At 55.9% G+C, this 15456-nt stretch carries 18 protein-coding genes and 1 pseudogene; 18 read left to right on the top strand and 1 reads right to left on the bottom strand.

Annotated elements, in window-relative coordinates; genetic code table 11:
- A partial coding sequence (locus tag JUE67_RS11315) for a hypothetical protein (protein WP_203628650.1) occupies window positions 1-675 on the top strand: 675 nt, incomplete at its 5' end.
- Window positions 676-695: 20 nt separating this feature from the next.
- On the opposite strand, the gene JUE67_RS11310 is transcribed toward JUE67_RS11315, so the two are convergent.
- The gene (locus tag JUE67_RS11310) at window positions 696-899 is read right to left on the bottom strand and encodes a hypothetical protein (RefSeq protein ID WP_203637164.1); all 204 of its coding nucleotides are present in this window, start codon (window positions 897-899) and stop codon (window positions 696-698) included.
- Window positions 900-943: 44 nt separating this feature from the next.
- Between JUE67_RS11310 and JUE67_RS11305 the strand changes: the two genes are divergently transcribed.
- The 17 genes and pseudogenes from JUE67_RS11305 to JUE67_RS11225 all read left to right on the top strand — a co-directional run bounded on the left by JUE67_RS11305 (window position 944) and on the right by JUE67_RS11225 (window position 15426).
- The gene (locus JUE67_RS11305) at window positions 944-1342 is read left to right on the top strand and encodes a ribbon-helix-helix domain-containing protein (RefSeq protein ID WP_203628649.1); all 399 of its coding nucleotides are present in this window, start codon (window positions 944-946) and stop codon (window positions 1340-1342) included.
- A 17-nt stretch (window positions 1343-1359) separates the two neighbouring features.
- A complete protein-coding gene (locus tag JUE67_RS11300) occupies window positions 1360-1707 on the top strand; it encodes a ribbon-helix-helix domain-containing protein (protein ID WP_203628648.1) in 348 nt (115 codons plus the stop codon).
- 96 nt (window positions 1708-1803) lie between these two features.
- The gene (locus tag JUE67_RS11295) at window positions 1804-2319 is read left to right on the top strand and encodes a TetR/AcrR family transcriptional regulator (protein ID WP_203628647.1); all 516 of its coding nucleotides are present in this window, start codon (window positions 1804-1806) and stop codon (window positions 2317-2319) included.
- Between the two features lie 5 nt (window positions 2320-2324).
- Window positions 2325-3382, top strand: a pseudogene (locus JUE67_RS11290) (ABC transporter permease).
- Window positions 3383-3384: 2 nt separating this feature from the next.
- Window positions 3385-4062 carry an ABC transporter ATP-binding protein gene (locus JUE67_RS11285; protein WP_203627904.1) on the top strand — a complete coding sequence of 226 codons (678 nt, stop codon included), beginning with the start codon at window positions 3385-3387 and terminating at the stop codon, window positions 4060-4062.
- Between the two features lie 488 nt (window positions 4063-4550).
- Window positions 4551-5924, top strand: a complete 1374-nt coding sequence (locus tag JUE67_RS11280; protein WP_225884285.1) for a L,D-transpeptidase family protein — start codon at window positions 4551-4553, stop codon at window positions 5922-5924.
- Between the two features lie 68 nt (window positions 5925-5992).
- Window positions 5993-7300 (top strand): bifunctional folylpolyglutamate synthase/dihydrofolate synthase, encoded by a 1308-nt coding sequence (locus tag JUE67_RS11275; protein WP_203627900.1) that lies wholly within the window; start codon window positions 5993-5995, stop codon window positions 7298-7300.
- On the top strand, window positions 7297-7935 hold the full coding sequence (locus JUE67_RS11270; RefSeq protein ID WP_203627898.1) for an HAD family hydrolase: 639 nt from the start codon (window positions 7297-7299) through the stop codon (window positions 7933-7935). Before JUE67_RS11275 ends, JUE67_RS11270 begins: the two co-directional genes overlap by 4 nt.
- A 34-nt stretch (window positions 7936-7969) precedes the next feature.
- Complete coding sequence (radC, locus tag JUE67_RS11265) at window positions 7970-8653, top strand: RadC family protein (protein ID WP_203627896.1); 684 nt, start codon at window positions 7970-7972, stop codon at window positions 8651-8653.
- A gap of 119 nt (window positions 8654-8772) precedes the next feature.
- Complete coding sequence (locus tag JUE67_RS11260) at window positions 8773-9777, top strand: rod shape-determining protein (protein ID WP_125696269.1); 1005 nt, start codon at window positions 8773-8775, stop codon at window positions 9775-9777.
- A gap of 86 nt (window positions 9778-9863) precedes the next feature.
- Window positions 9864-10721 carry a rod shape-determining protein MreC gene (gene mreC, locus JUE67_RS11255; RefSeq protein WP_203627894.1) on the top strand — a complete coding sequence of 286 codons (858 nt, stop codon included), beginning with the start codon at window positions 9864-9866 and terminating at the stop codon, window positions 10719-10721.
- 1 nt (window position 10722) lies between these two features.
- Window positions 10723-11259 carry a rod shape-determining protein MreD gene (gene mreD / locus JUE67_RS11250; RefSeq protein ID WP_203627891.1) on the top strand — a complete coding sequence of 179 codons (537 nt, stop codon included), beginning with the start codon at window positions 10723-10725 and terminating at the stop codon, window positions 11257-11259.
- 28 nt (window positions 11260-11287) lie between these two features.
- Window positions 11288-11935, top strand: a complete 648-nt coding sequence (locus JUE67_RS11245; RefSeq protein ID WP_225877941.1) for a septum site-determining protein MinC — start codon at window positions 11288-11290, stop codon at window positions 11933-11935.
- Complete coding sequence (gene minD, locus JUE67_RS11240) at window positions 11935-12732, top strand: septum site-determining protein MinD (protein WP_203627887.1); 798 nt, start codon at window positions 11935-11937, stop codon at window positions 12730-12732. The genes JUE67_RS11245 and minD overlap by 1 nt, the downstream gene beginning before the upstream one ends.
- 574 nt (window positions 12733-13306) lie before the next feature.
- On the top strand, window positions 13307-13963 hold the full coding sequence (locus JUE67_RS11235) for an amino acid ABC transporter permease (protein WP_125696264.1): 657 nt from the start codon (window positions 13307-13309) through the stop codon (window positions 13961-13963).
- 15 nt (window positions 13964-13978) lie between these two features.
- The gene (locus JUE67_RS11230) at window positions 13979-14620 is read left to right on the top strand and encodes an amino acid ABC transporter ATP-binding protein (RefSeq protein ID WP_203627885.1); all 642 of its coding nucleotides are present in this window, start codon (window positions 13979-13981) and stop codon (window positions 14618-14620) included.
- A complete protein-coding gene (locus JUE67_RS11225; RefSeq protein WP_203627883.1) occupies window positions 14617-15426 on the top strand; it encodes an amino acid ABC transporter substrate-binding protein in 810 nt (269 codons plus the stop codon). Before JUE67_RS11230 ends, JUE67_RS11225 begins: the two co-directional genes overlap by 4 nt.
- The last annotated feature ends 30 nt before the right edge of the window (window positions 15427-15456 follow it).

The raw sequence follows: 15456 nt of genomic DNA, 5'->3' as shown, positions 1-15456 counted from the left end.
GGCGTGATCACCCGGGGGTCGACGGAGGTGATGATCGGCAAAAATATGGCTATTTTCCAGAGAGATATACAGCATCTCAACGTCGACACAACCCGCGTTGAGGCGTTCGATTCGAATCTCGATTTTTCAGGTAGGTTCGATGACGTGTGGATGCCATTTGACGCAAACGTTTTTTCCCTTGAGATAAGTATTGGGGATGTGGCTGATGTGACTGGGACGCTGGCCAATGGGAGCGTGATCGATCCGGCGAAAGGCTCGGAGTTGCTCAAGCGCGACGCAAACTTGCGCCGGCGGTTGGTCAGCGAAGCGCAGGGGTTCGCGAAGGACGATGATAAGAAAAAGCCGGTGGTGCTCGCTGCCCAGCGGTTCGCCAATCACCAGATCACGTTTGATGAGATGCAGCGCGCCCAGCTCCAGTTCTTCGGCGCGCCGACCCATGTGCCAAACGACTTCAAGCGCAACATGACCAAGCGCCTGGCTGATTGGCAGGCCCTGGTCGTGGATGAAACCGCGTCGACCATTGTCCAAGAATCAGTTATCCAGATCAGTGAGGTCGATTACGAAAACAATGTTGATAGCGCCAAAGCATTGGTCGTTGATGTTCAGCGTGCCTTTTCGGATCCCGCGTATGCGCACCAGATGTTTTTGAAGTGGAGTCAGAACAAGCCAGAGTAGGGGCGGCCCTCTCACGTAGGTCAAAATAAGAGGAAGTGATAGAGGAGGGGCACAGCCAATGCACAAAAGGCTGCCCCTTTTTTTGTGCCACAATGCGACAGCAGTGTCGTGGGCGAAGTGAGCCGGTCCGAATAGTTGACCCACTTTCTGTTTTTACCGGAAGGAAGTGCGGCGACGAAAAAACGGCTGTAAAAAAGTCGCGGCAGGGGCTTGAATTTTTTCATGATCGGTCCATAATAATCTGTGTGGATGGTAAGGAGATGAGATTATGGCAACGCAAACTGAAAAGATCACTCTCAATGTCACGCCGATCGATCTGGCCGCGATCGATCTGTTGGTGGAGCAAGGCTTTTACCAAAATCGCACGGATTTCTTCAAACATGCGATCGCGGGCAAGCTGCAGGAGCAGCAATCGACGATCGATGAATTGGTTACGCGCGAGGTCAAACAGCCGCATTCGTATTACACGATCGGGATTCAAGTGATCAGTTGCAAATGGCTGGCGGATCTGCAGGTCAAACGCGATACCGCAACGGTGGTGGTGTATGGTCTTTTGACGATCGACCAAGATGTGCCACTGTCGATGCTGCAAGAAACGGTGACATCGATCAAGGTGTATGGCGTCACTCACGCCGACAAGTCGATCAAGGCGGCGTACGGGCTTTAGGCTCGGGGAGGAGACAGATGAAAGAATCGATCGATATCAGCACCTTACGGCAGATCGATGCGGCGGTCGCAGCAGGTGCAGCTCAAGACCGTGAGACTTTTCTCACAGACGCGATCAGGCGCCAGTTGCAGCTGACCCCGCCGCGGGCCGTGGAACGCCTACCGGGAAAATGGCTCCAGATCGGGCTACTTCGGCTCGATGCGAATTGGGTCGCCAGCATGCGCGCGCAATACAGTCATGTCACGATGACAATTTTCGGGTTGTTGGTCGTGGCCGATGACGTGATGGCGGCCGATCTGAAAGACTTTTTCACGCTGACAGTGCATGGGCCAGCGCTGGGGCTCCAGGCCGCTTTACAGCGCTAAACATAATCAAAGCAAAATAAATGTTGACACCATGTCACCGCCGCCGTATTCTTAGCAACGTTGACACGGTGTCACTTTTTATTTGGAGGTGCAACAATGGTCTCAAAAACATTTGAAAATTTGGGTGATGACAAGAAAGCCCGGGTCACGGCGGCGCTGCTGAAGGAATTCAGTACCTATCCGCTGGCGACGGCCCAAGTGGCGCGCATTGTGGCGGATGCTGGCATCGCGCGCGGCGCGTTTTATAAGTATTTTGATGACTTGCCTGACGCCTATCGCTATCTGTTTGGCCAAGCGATGCGGGAGATTCATCAGGGACTGAGGCGGCCGGCCGCTTCACCCGATGCGTTTTCTTCCTATTTAACGATGACGCGCGCGTTTCTGACAGGACTTTCGACCAGCGCTTATGGGCCGCTGATCGCGATGCATGATCGCCACAATGAAGCGGTGCTCGGCGATGGCGTTGACGCGCAGCCAAGCGGCGATACTGCACAATGGGCGGCCAAAGTGTTGACCCATGAGACGCTGCGCTGCTGTGTCCTAGATCCGGCGTCGCTTGATGCCCGCCTCGACCAGCTGGCCGAAGCGCTCACAATTTTAACGAAAAGGTGATCGATATGTTTTTAGCATTACGCGAGATCAAGAAAGAAAAGCTGCGGTCCGGCCTCATCATTGCGATGATCGTCTTGATCAGCTATCTGATCTTTATTTTGACAAGCCTTGCGCTGGGCCTTGCCCGCGAAAATACGGATGCGCTGGATTCCTGGGGCACCCAGACGGTGATCTTGAGCAAGGACGCCAATATCCAAATGGGGCAGTCGCTGTTGTCCACCAAGCAAGTCGATGACAGTGCGCTGACCGCGGATGACGCCTTGGTCGGCCAGGCGACCGTGGTGGCAAAAGCCAGCGGCCACGAAAAATTGTCTGCGGTCTTCCTCGGCTTGCGAGCGGACGATTTCATCGCGAAAAACCTAACGCTGACCAGTGGCCATAAGCCGACGTCGAGCCGAGAATTGGTCGTCGATGAGTCGTTCAAGGATGCCGGCTACAAGCTTGGCGACACGTTCAAGCTCAACAGTCAGACCAGCCCTATACGATCGTCGGCTTTACGAAAAATGCCAAGATGAATATTGCGCCGGTTGTGTATGGCCAGCTCAGTGCCTGGGCGGGGTTGAAAAATCTCCGTGCCGGCTGGGCAGGCAGTGCGATCGTGTCACGCAAGAAGGCCGCAACCTCGGTCAAAGGCCTGGCCGCCTATACCCGGGCCAAGTTCGTGTCGGAGTTGCCGGGCTATAGCGCCCAGAACATGACTTTTGAGTTGATGATCGGGTTTTTGATGATCATCTCTTTGATCATCATCGCTGTTTTCCTCTACATACTGACGATTCAAAAATTGCCGAACTACGCGGTCATGCGGGTGCAAAGCATTCCAAGCAAGGTGTTGGTCGGCGGTACGCTGAGTCAGGCGCTGCTGTTGGTCGGGTCCGGCCTTGTGATCGGTATTGTTTTGACCGTGATCACAGCGGTGGCCATGCCGGCAGCGGTCCCGATGGCGTTTGATGTGCCGATCTTAGCGGCAGTCGGCGCCGGCTTGTTAGTGATGGCGGTGATCGGGGCACTTTTGCCAGCGCGAAGTGTGCTGAAAGTTGACCCAATGGCCGTGATTGGAGGATAACGATGGCAACAATTGAATTGAATGATGTCAACATGATCTATGGGACGGGCAGCGCACAGGTTCAAGTTTTGCATGAAGTCGGCTTTGCGGCGGATGCAGGGAGCCTGAATTTGATCGTCGGTCCGTCTGGTTCTGGAAAAAGTACGTTCCTGACGATCGCCGGTGGGCTCCTGACGCCGACCAGCGGCACGGTTTTGATCGATGGGACGCCGTATCAGGCGCGCAGTGCAAAACAGCGCGAGGCGTTGCGATTAGACGCGATCGGGTTCGTCTTGCAGCAATATCACCTCTTGCCGTTTTTGACCGTTGCCGACCAATTCAAGTTGGTGGACCGCGTGCATCCCAAGGGCAATCTTAGTCCACAAGCCCTGACGGAACTGTTGACGCAACTGGGTATCGAGAATTTACTCAGTAAGTATCCGGCTGAATTGTCTGGCGGTCAGCAGCAACGTGTCGCGATCGCGCGTGCCCTTTATCCGGACCCCGCGATCATCTTGGCGGACGAGCCGACTGCGGCGTTGGATAGCCCACGGGTCAAAGAAGTCGGGGCGCTTCTGGCAGACCTTGCGCATGCGCGGCAAAAAGCGGTGATCGTTGTGACTCATGATGTGCGCCTGACGCCATTTGCGGATCAGGTCTTTGAAATGACGGACGGCCGATTGACCAAACAGGAAGCGTAAGAGAGGCTGTGGTGGGTCTGCGAATTCTTCGAGTTGAGCTGCCCACCCCTAAACACCCCGCGCCGCACCCTGAATTGGGCTCCGGTGCGCATGGTGGAGGTAGCTAGCTGTCTCGTGCACTCGGTAGCCTAGTGCGCTACCAAGCGCCCGAGCCAAGTTAGCTACCCCACCATCCCGCGCACCGCCGCACCCTAGTTGGGCTTCGCGGGGCAGGGGTGGGACATCTAAGCCATCAGCCACACGAGGCAAAGGACGCCTCTTGCGTCTGATGGACTTACCTGCCCACCCCTAAACACCCCGCGCCGCACCCTGAATTTCACTTCCTTGCCTTGTCTTGGGGAGGCGGGCTATAATGGCTTTGAAGAGGCAGCTAACTTTCTTTTCGTCAGCGAACGTCTTTTCGCTTACTACCTGTTACCGGTCCGTGGTCTGTGGTATAATGACCAACAATCACACCAGTTTTTGAACTGATGGGGAGGGAGCCTCCAGTGAAGAAAAAAAATATTTTCATCGGCATCGCCGCAGCGCTGGTCGTGGTGCTGGCAGGTGCCTATGCCGCGCGCAGCCTGCATTATCAGGAACGCTTTTTGCCCGAGACCAAAGTGCTTGGGGTCGATATCGCAGGTAAAAATGTCGCGCAGGCGAACAAGGCGCTCACGACGCATTTTGCCAAGACCACGTACCGCATCACGGAAAATAACAAGACGCTGGCCAGTGCCACTGGGAGCGAGCTTGGGCTCAAGCGCGATTTCACCAGCACCTTGACCAAGCTGCTCGATCGGCAAAACCCCTGGGGGCTCACCGCGGTCGTGCTCGCTGGCTCAGATGCAGACGGGGCGGCGGCGATTCAGGCCGACGACGCGACGATCAGTGATTTTGTCAAAACCGCGACGACGAAACTCAACGCAACGCGCTCCACGACACAAGATGCGGAGATCGTCGCCAAAGACGATCAGTACGTCATCAAAAAAGAGGTTCAAGGCACGAAGCTCAATGCCGAGAAACTGACAGCGGCCTTCAGCAAGGCGATCGCGAACGATAAAAAGACCGTGTCCGCCACAGTGGCCTACGAAAAGCCGGCCGTGACCAGTACCTCGACCAGCTTGACGAGCGAACTGAAAAAACTGACAGATCTGACAAACATCACAGGCGCGATCAAGATTCAAAATCAAACGGTCACGATTCCCACGGCGACGATTCGCAGTTGGGTCACGTATCAAAATGGCCAGATCGATGTCTCACAGGACAAAGTAGCCGCATATGTCGCGACGTTGGCGACGCAATACGGCACCTATGGCAAGACTTGGACGTTCAAGTCGACCAAGCGCGGCACGGTCACGTTGGCCAATGGCACGTATGGCTGGTCCATCGCCCAGAACACGCAGACCGCGAATCTGATCGCGGCAGTCAAGGCGGCCAAGGATTTCACACTTGATGTGGCGACCCAAGGCTCTGGGTATCATGCGGATGGCAGTGCGATCGGCAACACGTATGTCGAAGTCGATCTGAAAAATCAGCACGAGTACTACTACAAAGATGGCAAGCTGCTTTTGCAATCGGACATTGTCTCAGGCAAGCCAAAACAGGCGACGCCGACCGGGGTCTGGTTCGTCTGGTCCAAGCAGCGCAACGCAACGCTGCGCGGGACAAATGATGATGGCACGAAATATGCCAGTCCGGTCGACTACTGGATGCCGATCGATTACACCGGCGTCGGCCTGCATGACAGTCCATGGCAGCCAAAATACGGTGGCGACTGGTACAAAGAGCACGGCTCGCACGGCTGTGTGAACAACCCGCCAAGCTTCATGAAAAAACTTTATGCGGCCGTTTCCTTAGGGACGCCCGTGATTGTCTACTAAGACGGTTTTTCCTGCCACAGGTCTTCGGATCTGTGGTATTTTTTTACTGAAGATAATGGAGGCAAAATATGAGCGAATATGAAGAAGTGGTGGCGGCGATCCATGTGTTTCCCCGGCTGGCGAAAACAGGGGGGCACGAGCGAATCTTGGCGTTATTGCATGCACTTGGCGATCCGCAGCAACGCGGCCGCTACATTCACATCACAGGCACGAATGGCAAGGGGTCGGTCGCCACGACTGCGGCCCATATTCTTGAAGAAAGCGGGCTGACAGTCGGGCTGTACACCTCGCCGTTTATCATGCGCTTCAACGAGCGGTTCATGATCGACCACGACCCGATCTCAGACGCCGCGTTGGTGGCGGCCTATCACACGGTAGCTGGCGCGTTGCATCAGCTGCAGGCCGCCCAGCCGGATTTTGGCGTGACCGAATTTGAGTTCATCACCGCCTTGGCCTTTTGGTGGTTCGACAGCCGCGGGGTGGATGCCGCCGTGATCGAGGTGGGGATTGGCGGCGACACCGATTCGACCAATGTGATCACACCGATCGTGTCGGTGATCACCAGCGTTGGGCTCGATCATCAAAAGCTGTTGGGGAACACGCTGACCTCGGTGGCGACGCACAAAGCGGGTATCATCAAGCCCGGTGTGCCAGTCGTGACCGGATCGCTGCCGGCCGAAGCAGAGACGGTGATCGCGGCAAAAACGCAGGCCACAGGCAGCGACTGGGCGCGTTTCGACCATGAATTTTCCACGAGCCATGCGACGCTGAATGGGTGGGGGCAGCGGTTCACTTATCTTGATGCGGACGGGCGACTGGACGGGTTGACGTTACCTCTGCTGGGCACGTATCAGCTGAGCAACGCCGCGGTGGCGATTCGCTCGGCAAAGTGGTTCGCCGACCGCATTCAGTGGCCGCTGACCGCCGCCGAAATTCGGCAGGGGTTGGCCAAGGTTCAGTGGCCAGGCCGAATGGAAAAAATCTCAGATGATCCGCTGATCGTGCTGGATGGCGCGCATAATCCCCAAGGCATTCATGGGTTGGTTGAGACCCTTGATCGTTTGTTCGGCCACCAGCCGATGACGCTGATCGCCGGCATTTTGAAAGACAAAGCCGTGGCGACCATTGTGGCAGATCTGGCAGGGACCCACCATCGCCTCTGGTTGGTGCCGGTTCCCGATAATCCACGCGCCGCAACGCTCGCCGATTACCCACCACTTGAGGGGACGCGAGAATTTGCCAGCTGGCAGGAAGCACTGGCCGCGCATCTCAGTGAGTACGGGGATGAACCGGTCGTGATCACGGGCTCCCTTTATTTGGTCTCAGCGGTACGTCAGGAATTGCTTGGCGGCCTTGGCAGTGGGGAACAGGCATGATCCGTCAGGTGATGTTCGACATGGATGGCACCTTGATCGACTCGGAGCGCCTGTTTTTGAAAGCCAACGCACAAGCCGCCACTGAGCTGGGCGTGCCCCATGAGCCCACCGATTTTTTGCCGCTGGTGGGAACGGCCGGTGCGGATGGCCTGGCGAAAATGACGGCGTTGGTCGGGGCGGCGAATGTGCCGGTCTTTGCCGAGCGGTCCGTCGCGCTGGTCATGCAGTGGGTGCAAGCTGGCGTCCCAATTGCCCGCCCCGGCGTTGCCGCGTTGCTTCAGCGACTTCAGACGCGCGGGCTACGCCTGGTGCTGGTGACCAGTTCAGATGCGGCGTACACCCGAACCATGCTGGAAACAGCCGGCCTGCGCGATTATTTTGCAGCCGTCCACACCCGCGACGGCGCTAAGGAAAAACCCGACCCGGCGCTGTATTTGCAGGCGCTCGCGACACCGGGATCCGCGCCAGCTTCGGCCACCGTCGCCGTTGAGGACACTGTGATCGGGGTGCAAGCCGCCCGAGCCGCTGGGTTGCGCGCGCTTCAGGTGGTCGATCTGGATGCGCCGGCGCCCAGTGCCACGGCCCGAGTCAATAATTTAGCGGAGGCAGGCGACTGGCTGTGCACATTTGCGTAATTTCTTTTATCCAATGTTGATAGGAGGAATGACCATGCCACAACTTGAGCTCTTAGCCACCCAGCCGCTTCGCCCGCGGGAAAAATTACTTGCCAATGGCCCCGGCGTGCTCAGCGATGAAGAACTACTGGCGGTGCTTCTTGGCGCTGGCAGTAAGGCCGTGCCGTTGCGCCAGACCATTGCCGAGCTGCTCGCCCGTTTTCCAAATTTGGCCGGTTTCGATCAAGCCGCAGCCACCGAGCTTTTGCGTGTACCGGGCATCGGGCTGTCCAAGGCGACGCTGCTGGCGGCTGCGGCAGAATTCGGCACGCGGGTTCAGCGCCGTCAGTATTTTCGCTTCGGCCAGGTCCTGTCCAGTCAGACCTTGGGGGAGACGATGATTCGCCGGTTTCGCGGTGTAGGGCAGGAGGTGATCTTGATCTTGCTACTGGATGTGAAAAATAAAGTCATTCAGGAACTGGAGATCGCGCGTGGTGGACTCGATGCCGCTTTCGCCGATCCACGGGTGATCTTTCGCGCGGCGCTGGTTGCCAAGGCCAGTAAATTGATTCTGGTCCACAACCATCCCAGTGGCGATTCACAGCCCAGCGAGAATGACCGCGATGTGACAGACCGCTTTACCACGGCGGGCGCGATGATCGGGATCGACTTGCTGGATCACGTGATCGTCGGGGCGGATGATTTCTATTCTTTTGCGCAACAGGCGCGGCGTTCTTAAGATTTTTCAAATAATCCCGTGAAAGCTTCGAGAATGGCGGTCAGCGGTGCGGCCCTGCGTTCAAATATGCTATAATGCAAAAGACCGTTAAAACGAAGCTTTTTGAAGGAGAGAACGTCTTGTTTGGATTAGGATCGAAAAATATCGGGATCGACCTCGGTACGGCGAATACACTCGTCTACGTCGACGGAAAAGGCATCGTCTTGAATGAGCCTTCTGTCGTTGCTAAAAATACCCAGACGGAAGAGATCATTGCGGTGGGCGAAGAGGCCCGGGCCATGATCGGCCGCACCCCGGCGAACATCACCGCGATCCGGCCCATGAAAGACGGGGTCATCGCGGATTATGACACCACCGCCGCGATGCTCAAATACTTCATGTCCAAGGCCCTTGGCAACAAGAATGCCCACCCGCAAGTGATGGTGTGCGTGCCAAGTGGCGTGACTGAAGTTGAAAAACGCGCCGTGATCGATGCCGCCAAAGTGGCCGGCGCCAAAGACGCGTTTGTCATTGAAGAACCATATTCTGCCGCGATTGGCGCAGGGCTTCCAGTGATGGACCCAACTGGTTCGATGGTCGTTGATATCGGCGGTGGCACTACTGACGTTGCCACCATTTCGCTGGGCGGCATTGTTTCCAGCCGCTCGATTCGGATGGCCGGCGACAAGATCGACGAGGCGATCATCACGTACATTCGCCAGAACTTCAACTTGTTGATCGGCGAACGCACCGCAGAGGACATCAAGATGCAGATCGGCTCCGCGTCGCTTGAAAAGGCGAAGGAGATCGATGGCATGTCGATTCGCGGGCGGGACCTGTTGTCCGGGTTGCCAAAGACGATCGACATTTCCGCCATCGACATCGCAACGGCCATGCAGGAGATCGTGGCGGCGATCATCGACGCCGTCAAAGAGACACTGGAAGAAACGTCGCCTGAGATCGCGGCTGATGTGATCGACCACGGCATCGTGCTGACTGGTGGTGGGGCGCTCCTCAAGCATCTGGCTGAGGTCATCTCCGATGCGACCAAGGTGCCAGTTTTCATCGCCCAAGATCCATTGGATTGTGTCGCGATCGGAACCGGCGAGTCATTGAAAAATATCGATGTTTTGAAGAAACACTGATCAACAAAATTGTGGGCCGGCGACAAAACCTGACGTTTTGGCCGGCCTTCTTTTGTCTATGATCGCGCACGTGGCAGGAGGCTCGCATGCAGAAGTTTTTCTCAAATAAAAAATTGATCGTGCTGATGGTCGCGCTGCTGGTCAGCCTGGGACTTATTTTCACCTCGGTTGGCGTGCGCAATAATAAAAGCACGCCGCCGTTCATTCAGCAGATCGGCAACGATGCGGTGGGCATCGGTGCGCGCATCATTGAGGCGCCGGCGAACTGGATCAAAAATGGGCTGGATGATGTCGATGATCTGATGTCGACTTATCAAGAGAACCGCAAGCTCAAGGGCCAGCTGGAAGACCTGGCCCAGACCAAAGTCCGCAATCAGACCTTGACTCGCGAAAACAAGGCACTTAAGTCTCAGTTGAAGCTGACAGGGACATTGACGGATTACACGGAGATCACCGCCAGTGTCATGCTGCGTTCCCCGGATGACTGGCGCAACATTGTCGTGATCAACAAAGGGAGCGGCGCGGGCATCGCAAAGAACATGCCAGTGATGTCAGGCTCTGGGGTGGTCGGCCAAGTGATCGAGGTCAACAAGACGAACGCGAAGGTCGAGATGTTGTCCACGGACAATAAGTCGGCGAACCGGTTCGCGGCGCAGATCTCGACCGGCAGCGACCTGGTCAACGGCATCATCACTGGCTATGATGAGCAGTCGGGGATGCTGATCATGGGCCAGATCAACACGGATAAAGACATTAAGAAGGGCCAGCAGGTGATCACCAGCGGCCTCGGTGGGGCCACGCCGAAGGGTCTTTTGATCGGCACTGTCGCCTCAGTCAAAAAGGATGATTACGGCCTCGCCAATTCCGTCTATTTGAAACCGGCGGCGGACTTGAACGACCTGTCCGTGGTGACGGTGATCGATCGCACCATCGAGGGGGAGTGACATGCAACAGGATAAAGTGTTTACCGGCCATGGCTGGGTCGCGCTGCTCCTGTTTGTGGTGCTTCTTCTTGACGGGGTGCTCAGTCAGACGTTTGGCCAGTGGTTCATGCGTCCCGGATTCACGGCGGTGCCGCAATTGACCTTGATCACACTGATCGAGCTGGCGTTGCTGCTGCCGGTCGAAAAATACACTGTGCCGATCGCGGCGGTCACCGGGCTGATCTATGATAGTTTTTATACTGGCTTACTCGGGGTCAACGCGCTGCTTTGGCCGCTGTTGATCTATTGCGTCGTGCAGGCGCGCCCGGCGATTCCGCGAAAATTTCTGATGATCTTTTTCATCACGGTGATCACGTTGACGGTGTACTCATTGGCCAATTATGTGATCAATTTATTTTTAGGGTATGGCACTAGCAACATGGTCTACTTGCTCGCGCGGCATCTTGGCCCCAGTTTGCTTGTGAACGCGGGACTGTTTTTCATCAGCTATTTGCCTTTGCGCCGAATATTGCTAAACTTAAAAGAGAGTATGCATTAACAAAAATGGGGGTGGCACCTTGGATGCGGTGACATTAAAGGGACGCAAGGCGGGATTTGAACTGCAGCTGGCAGACGGCGCGGGCATTGCGGAGATCTGTGTGGCGCTGACAACGCTGTTGACAAAACTTGCGGCGGACACGCCAGAGGGCAACGTCGATTTCATGCTTGAGACCGGCGACCGTCAGCTCAACGAGGCGCAGCAGGCTGAGATTCAGCAGGTCTTCGCCCAATTTCCGCGGTTTGCGGTGCGTTCGGTGCATGCCAATGTGGCGGCCATCGCCCCGTTGAAATCGCAATTGCTGGCCCACACAATTCACTTGGTCGGCGGCATTCTACGCTCCGGCCAGGTCACCGAGATGCAGGGGGATGTCCTGTTTGTTGGGAGCCTGCACACCGGGGCGACACTCAAGGCGTCCGGCAGTATTTTCGTCATGGGCGACGTGGCAGGGCTCTTGATCGCCGGTTCAAATGGCGACCAGGATGCAGTGATCACGGGCAACATCAAGTCCGCCGGCCAGATTCGCATCGCCGACACCGTTGAGATCATTGAGAAAAATGATTACGACGTGAACACCCTCAGCTACATTAATGACCTACATATCCTCTCGCATGGCAAGCTTGCCGACCTTGAGAAGTTGCGGCCAAAATTATTCCGGAAACTGGAGGACTTTTAATGGCACAGGCATTTGTAGTGACATCAGGGAAGGGCGGCGTCGGCAAAACGACGACCAGCGCGAACATCGGCACGGCCCTGGCCTTGGCGGGGAAAAAAGTCTGCTTGATGGATCTGGACATCGGCTTGCGTAATCTGGATGTGGTCCTTGGCTTATCCAATCGCATCATCTACGACATTGTGGACGTGACGACGGGTCGGGCAAAATTACATCAGGCGCTGATCAAAGACAAGCGCTTTGATGACCGGTTGTACATGTTGCCGGCTGCCCAGAATGCGGAAAAAGATGCGCTGGAGCCAGAGCAGGTCAAGGCGATCGTCGATCAGTTGCGGGATGAGTTCGACTACATTATTTTGGATTCGCCAGCCGGCATCGAGCAGGGCTTCCGCAATGCGGTCGAAGGGGCGGATGGCGCGATCGTCGTCACAACCCCGGAGATCTCGGCTGTTTCGGATGCCGATCGCGTCGTAGGCCTGCTTGAACAACGCGACATGGTCACGCCACCGCGCCTGGTGATCAACCGCATTCGCCAACACATGATGGCTGATGGCCGCTCGATGGATGTCGATGAGATCACCAAACATTTGGGAATCGATCTTCTTGGCATCATTGTGGACGACGATTCCGTCATCGCGACCTCGAACAAAGGGGAGACCGTCGTGATGGATCCGGATGACCTGGCAAGTCAGGGTTATCGCAACATTGCCCGCCGCCTGATGGGCGAAAGTGTCCCGCTGTTGAGCCTTGAACAGAAGAAACCAGGATTTTGGTCGCGTTTATTTCACAGACAGGGTTGACAAGTCTCATTTGAGCGACTAGTATTCTAATCAATCTTTCAAAACGTTGAGTGGAAATGTTGTGCGGCGACGATGCAAGCGAATCCGGAATGGTGCGAGCCGGATGATCTCACGCATAATTCACATCCACGAGTGCTCGGCTGAAATTCAGTAGGCCTTGCCGGTTGGGCTCGTTATCGCCGTGGTTGAAAAACGACACGAGGCGTTGGTGGTGACATCTGCGCAAGTGAGAGGTGGAACCGCGGCATTCAAGTCGCCCTCTTGTAGCAATAGCTGCAGGAGGGCGATTTTTTTGTGCCAGGGTGCGAAGCGGGGCGTTTTGAGGTGACCGAGTCAGCTAGACGTCTCGCCTCAGCCCCGCGAAGCCCAACTTGACTAGGGTGCGACGCAGGGCGCTCAGGACTGAGCACCTACGCACTTCGCAGCGTCCTTCGTTTTTCAACCACATGAGGCGCAGTCGGTGACGGCTGCGCGAAGTGAGGTGGTACCACGCAGACGCGTCCTCTCGGTGAAAACTGAGGGGGCGCGTTTTGCGTCCTCGCAAGATGATGAAAAAACTATTGGAGGCAGCGTTATGACATATGTGTTGCAGATCTTACCGGCATTATTATCTGGGGTTCAAATGACCCTGAGTGTCTTCTTTCTCACGCTGATCGGTGCAATTCCGCTTGGCATGCTCGTTTCGGTGGGCCTGATGCATAAAGCCAAAACGATCTTTGGCACCCTGGGCCATGCGCTGCTTGAAGGCTACGTTTGGCTTTTCCGCGGCACGCCACTGCTGCTTCAACTGATCTTCGTCTTTTACGGCCTGCCGCTGATCGGCATCGTCTTTCCGCGGTTCAACGCCGCCTTGTTCGCCTTCATTTTGAACTACGCGGCGTATTTCGCTGAGATCTATCGCGGCGGTTTTGGCGCCGTTGAGGAAGGCCAATTCGAAGCGGCGACTGTGCTGAACATGACTCGCTGGCAGAGCCTGCGCTACGTCGTCATTCCCCAAGTGTTGAAGATCGTGCTGCCATCGATGGGCAATGAAGTGATCAACCTCGTCAAAGATTCAAGCTTGGTCTACGTGATCGGGTTGGGGGATCTGCTGCGCGCTGGAGAAGTTGCGACTGCGCGCGATGTGACGCTGGTACCACTGGCCTTGGTCGGGGTCGTGTACCTCGTGATGACCCTGGTCTTGACCTTCCTGCAGCGCCGCGTTGAAAAATCATTTTCCTATTACAAATAAGTTGGGGGCAAAAATATGTTAGAGATCAAAAATATCAGCAAAAGCTTTAATGGCAAAAAAGTCCTCGACAACATCAGCTTGACCATCGATGACCAAAAGACGTTGGCGATCGTCGGCCCCAGCGGTGCAGGTAAAACCACTTTGCTTCGCATCATCGCCGGCCTGACAGAAGCCGACAGCGGCGAGTTCATCTGGAATGGGCAACCGACCACCCCAGCGCAGCTCCGCAAAGACGGCGTGATCGGGGTCGTTTTCCAAGGCTTCGAATTATTCCCGAACCTGACCGTCCTGAAAAACATCATGCTTGCGCCAGTCTTGCAGGGCCAGAGCCAGGCCGAGGCGGATAAGGCCGCGATGCAGCTACTCGATGAACTGGCCTTGCCGGAACAAGCTGACGCCTATCCATTTTCCCTGTCTGGCGGCCAAAAACAGCGCGTGGCGATCGCCCGTGCACTGGCGCTCAATCCTCAGGTTCTGCTTTACGATGAACCGACCTCTGCGCTTGATCCAAACCTCCGGCAATCCGTGGCCAATCTGGTCAAGTCGGTGCAGCAAAACGGCATGACCCAGGTCGTGGTCACGCATGATATGGACTTCGCCGAAAGCGTTGCGGACACGACCTTCAAGGTGCAACAGATCGGCGGCGATGACGAATGAAGAAAAAAATTCTCGCATTGATCTTTCTTTTCACCGCCTTTTTGACCGTGACCGGCTGTGCCCGGCTGCAAAGCAGTGACTCCTGGCCGCGCATTGAAAAGGACAAGACGGTGGTGGTTGGCCTCGACGACAGTTTTGTGCCGATGGGCTTTCGTGAAAAAAGTGGGGCACTGGCCGGTTTTGACATCGATCTCGCGCGTGCGGTCTTCAAATTATACGGGGTGAAGGTGAGCTTTCAGCCGATCGATTGGTCGATGAAGGAAACGGAATTGCGCAACCAGACCATCGACTTGATCTGGAATGGCTATTCGGTCACACCGGAGCGGAAAAAACAGGTGACGTTCACCGCGCCATATTTGGAAAATCACCAGGTGTTGGTGACCATGACCAAGTACAATGTCAACGGCTTCAAGGGGATGAAAGGCAAGACCCTCGGCGTCCAAACAGGCTCCAGCGGCGCGTCTGCGCTTGATCAAAACCCGAAACTTTTAAAGCAGTACATTGATAATCAGACCCCTGTTTTGTATGATACTTTTAATGAGGCATTCTTGGACCTGAGTGCCGGCCGGATTCAGGGCATCTTCATGGATGAGGTGTATGCGCGTTATTACATCGCCCACCAAAAGGACCCCAAGGCCTATCAGGTCTATGAAGACAAAGGCTTTGGCTATGAGAATTTCGCCGCCGGGATGCGCAAGTCGGATGTGACCTTGAAAAACAAGATCGACGCCGGCTTCAAGACCCTGGAAAAAAATGGCACCATGGCGAAGCTCAAGGCCAAGTGGTTCGGCAACGACGCAAAATAGCGCCGGCTAGCCGCCGCATTGAAAGGGGAC

This window comes from Lacticaseibacillus mingshuiensis, assembly GCF_016861785.1.
GTDB lineage: Bacteria > Bacillota > Bacilli > Lactobacillales > Lactobacillaceae > Lacticaseibacillus > Lacticaseibacillus mingshuiensis.
Note: the sequence above shows the minus strand (reverse complement) of the source record. Positions and strands in the feature narration are given on the sequence as shown.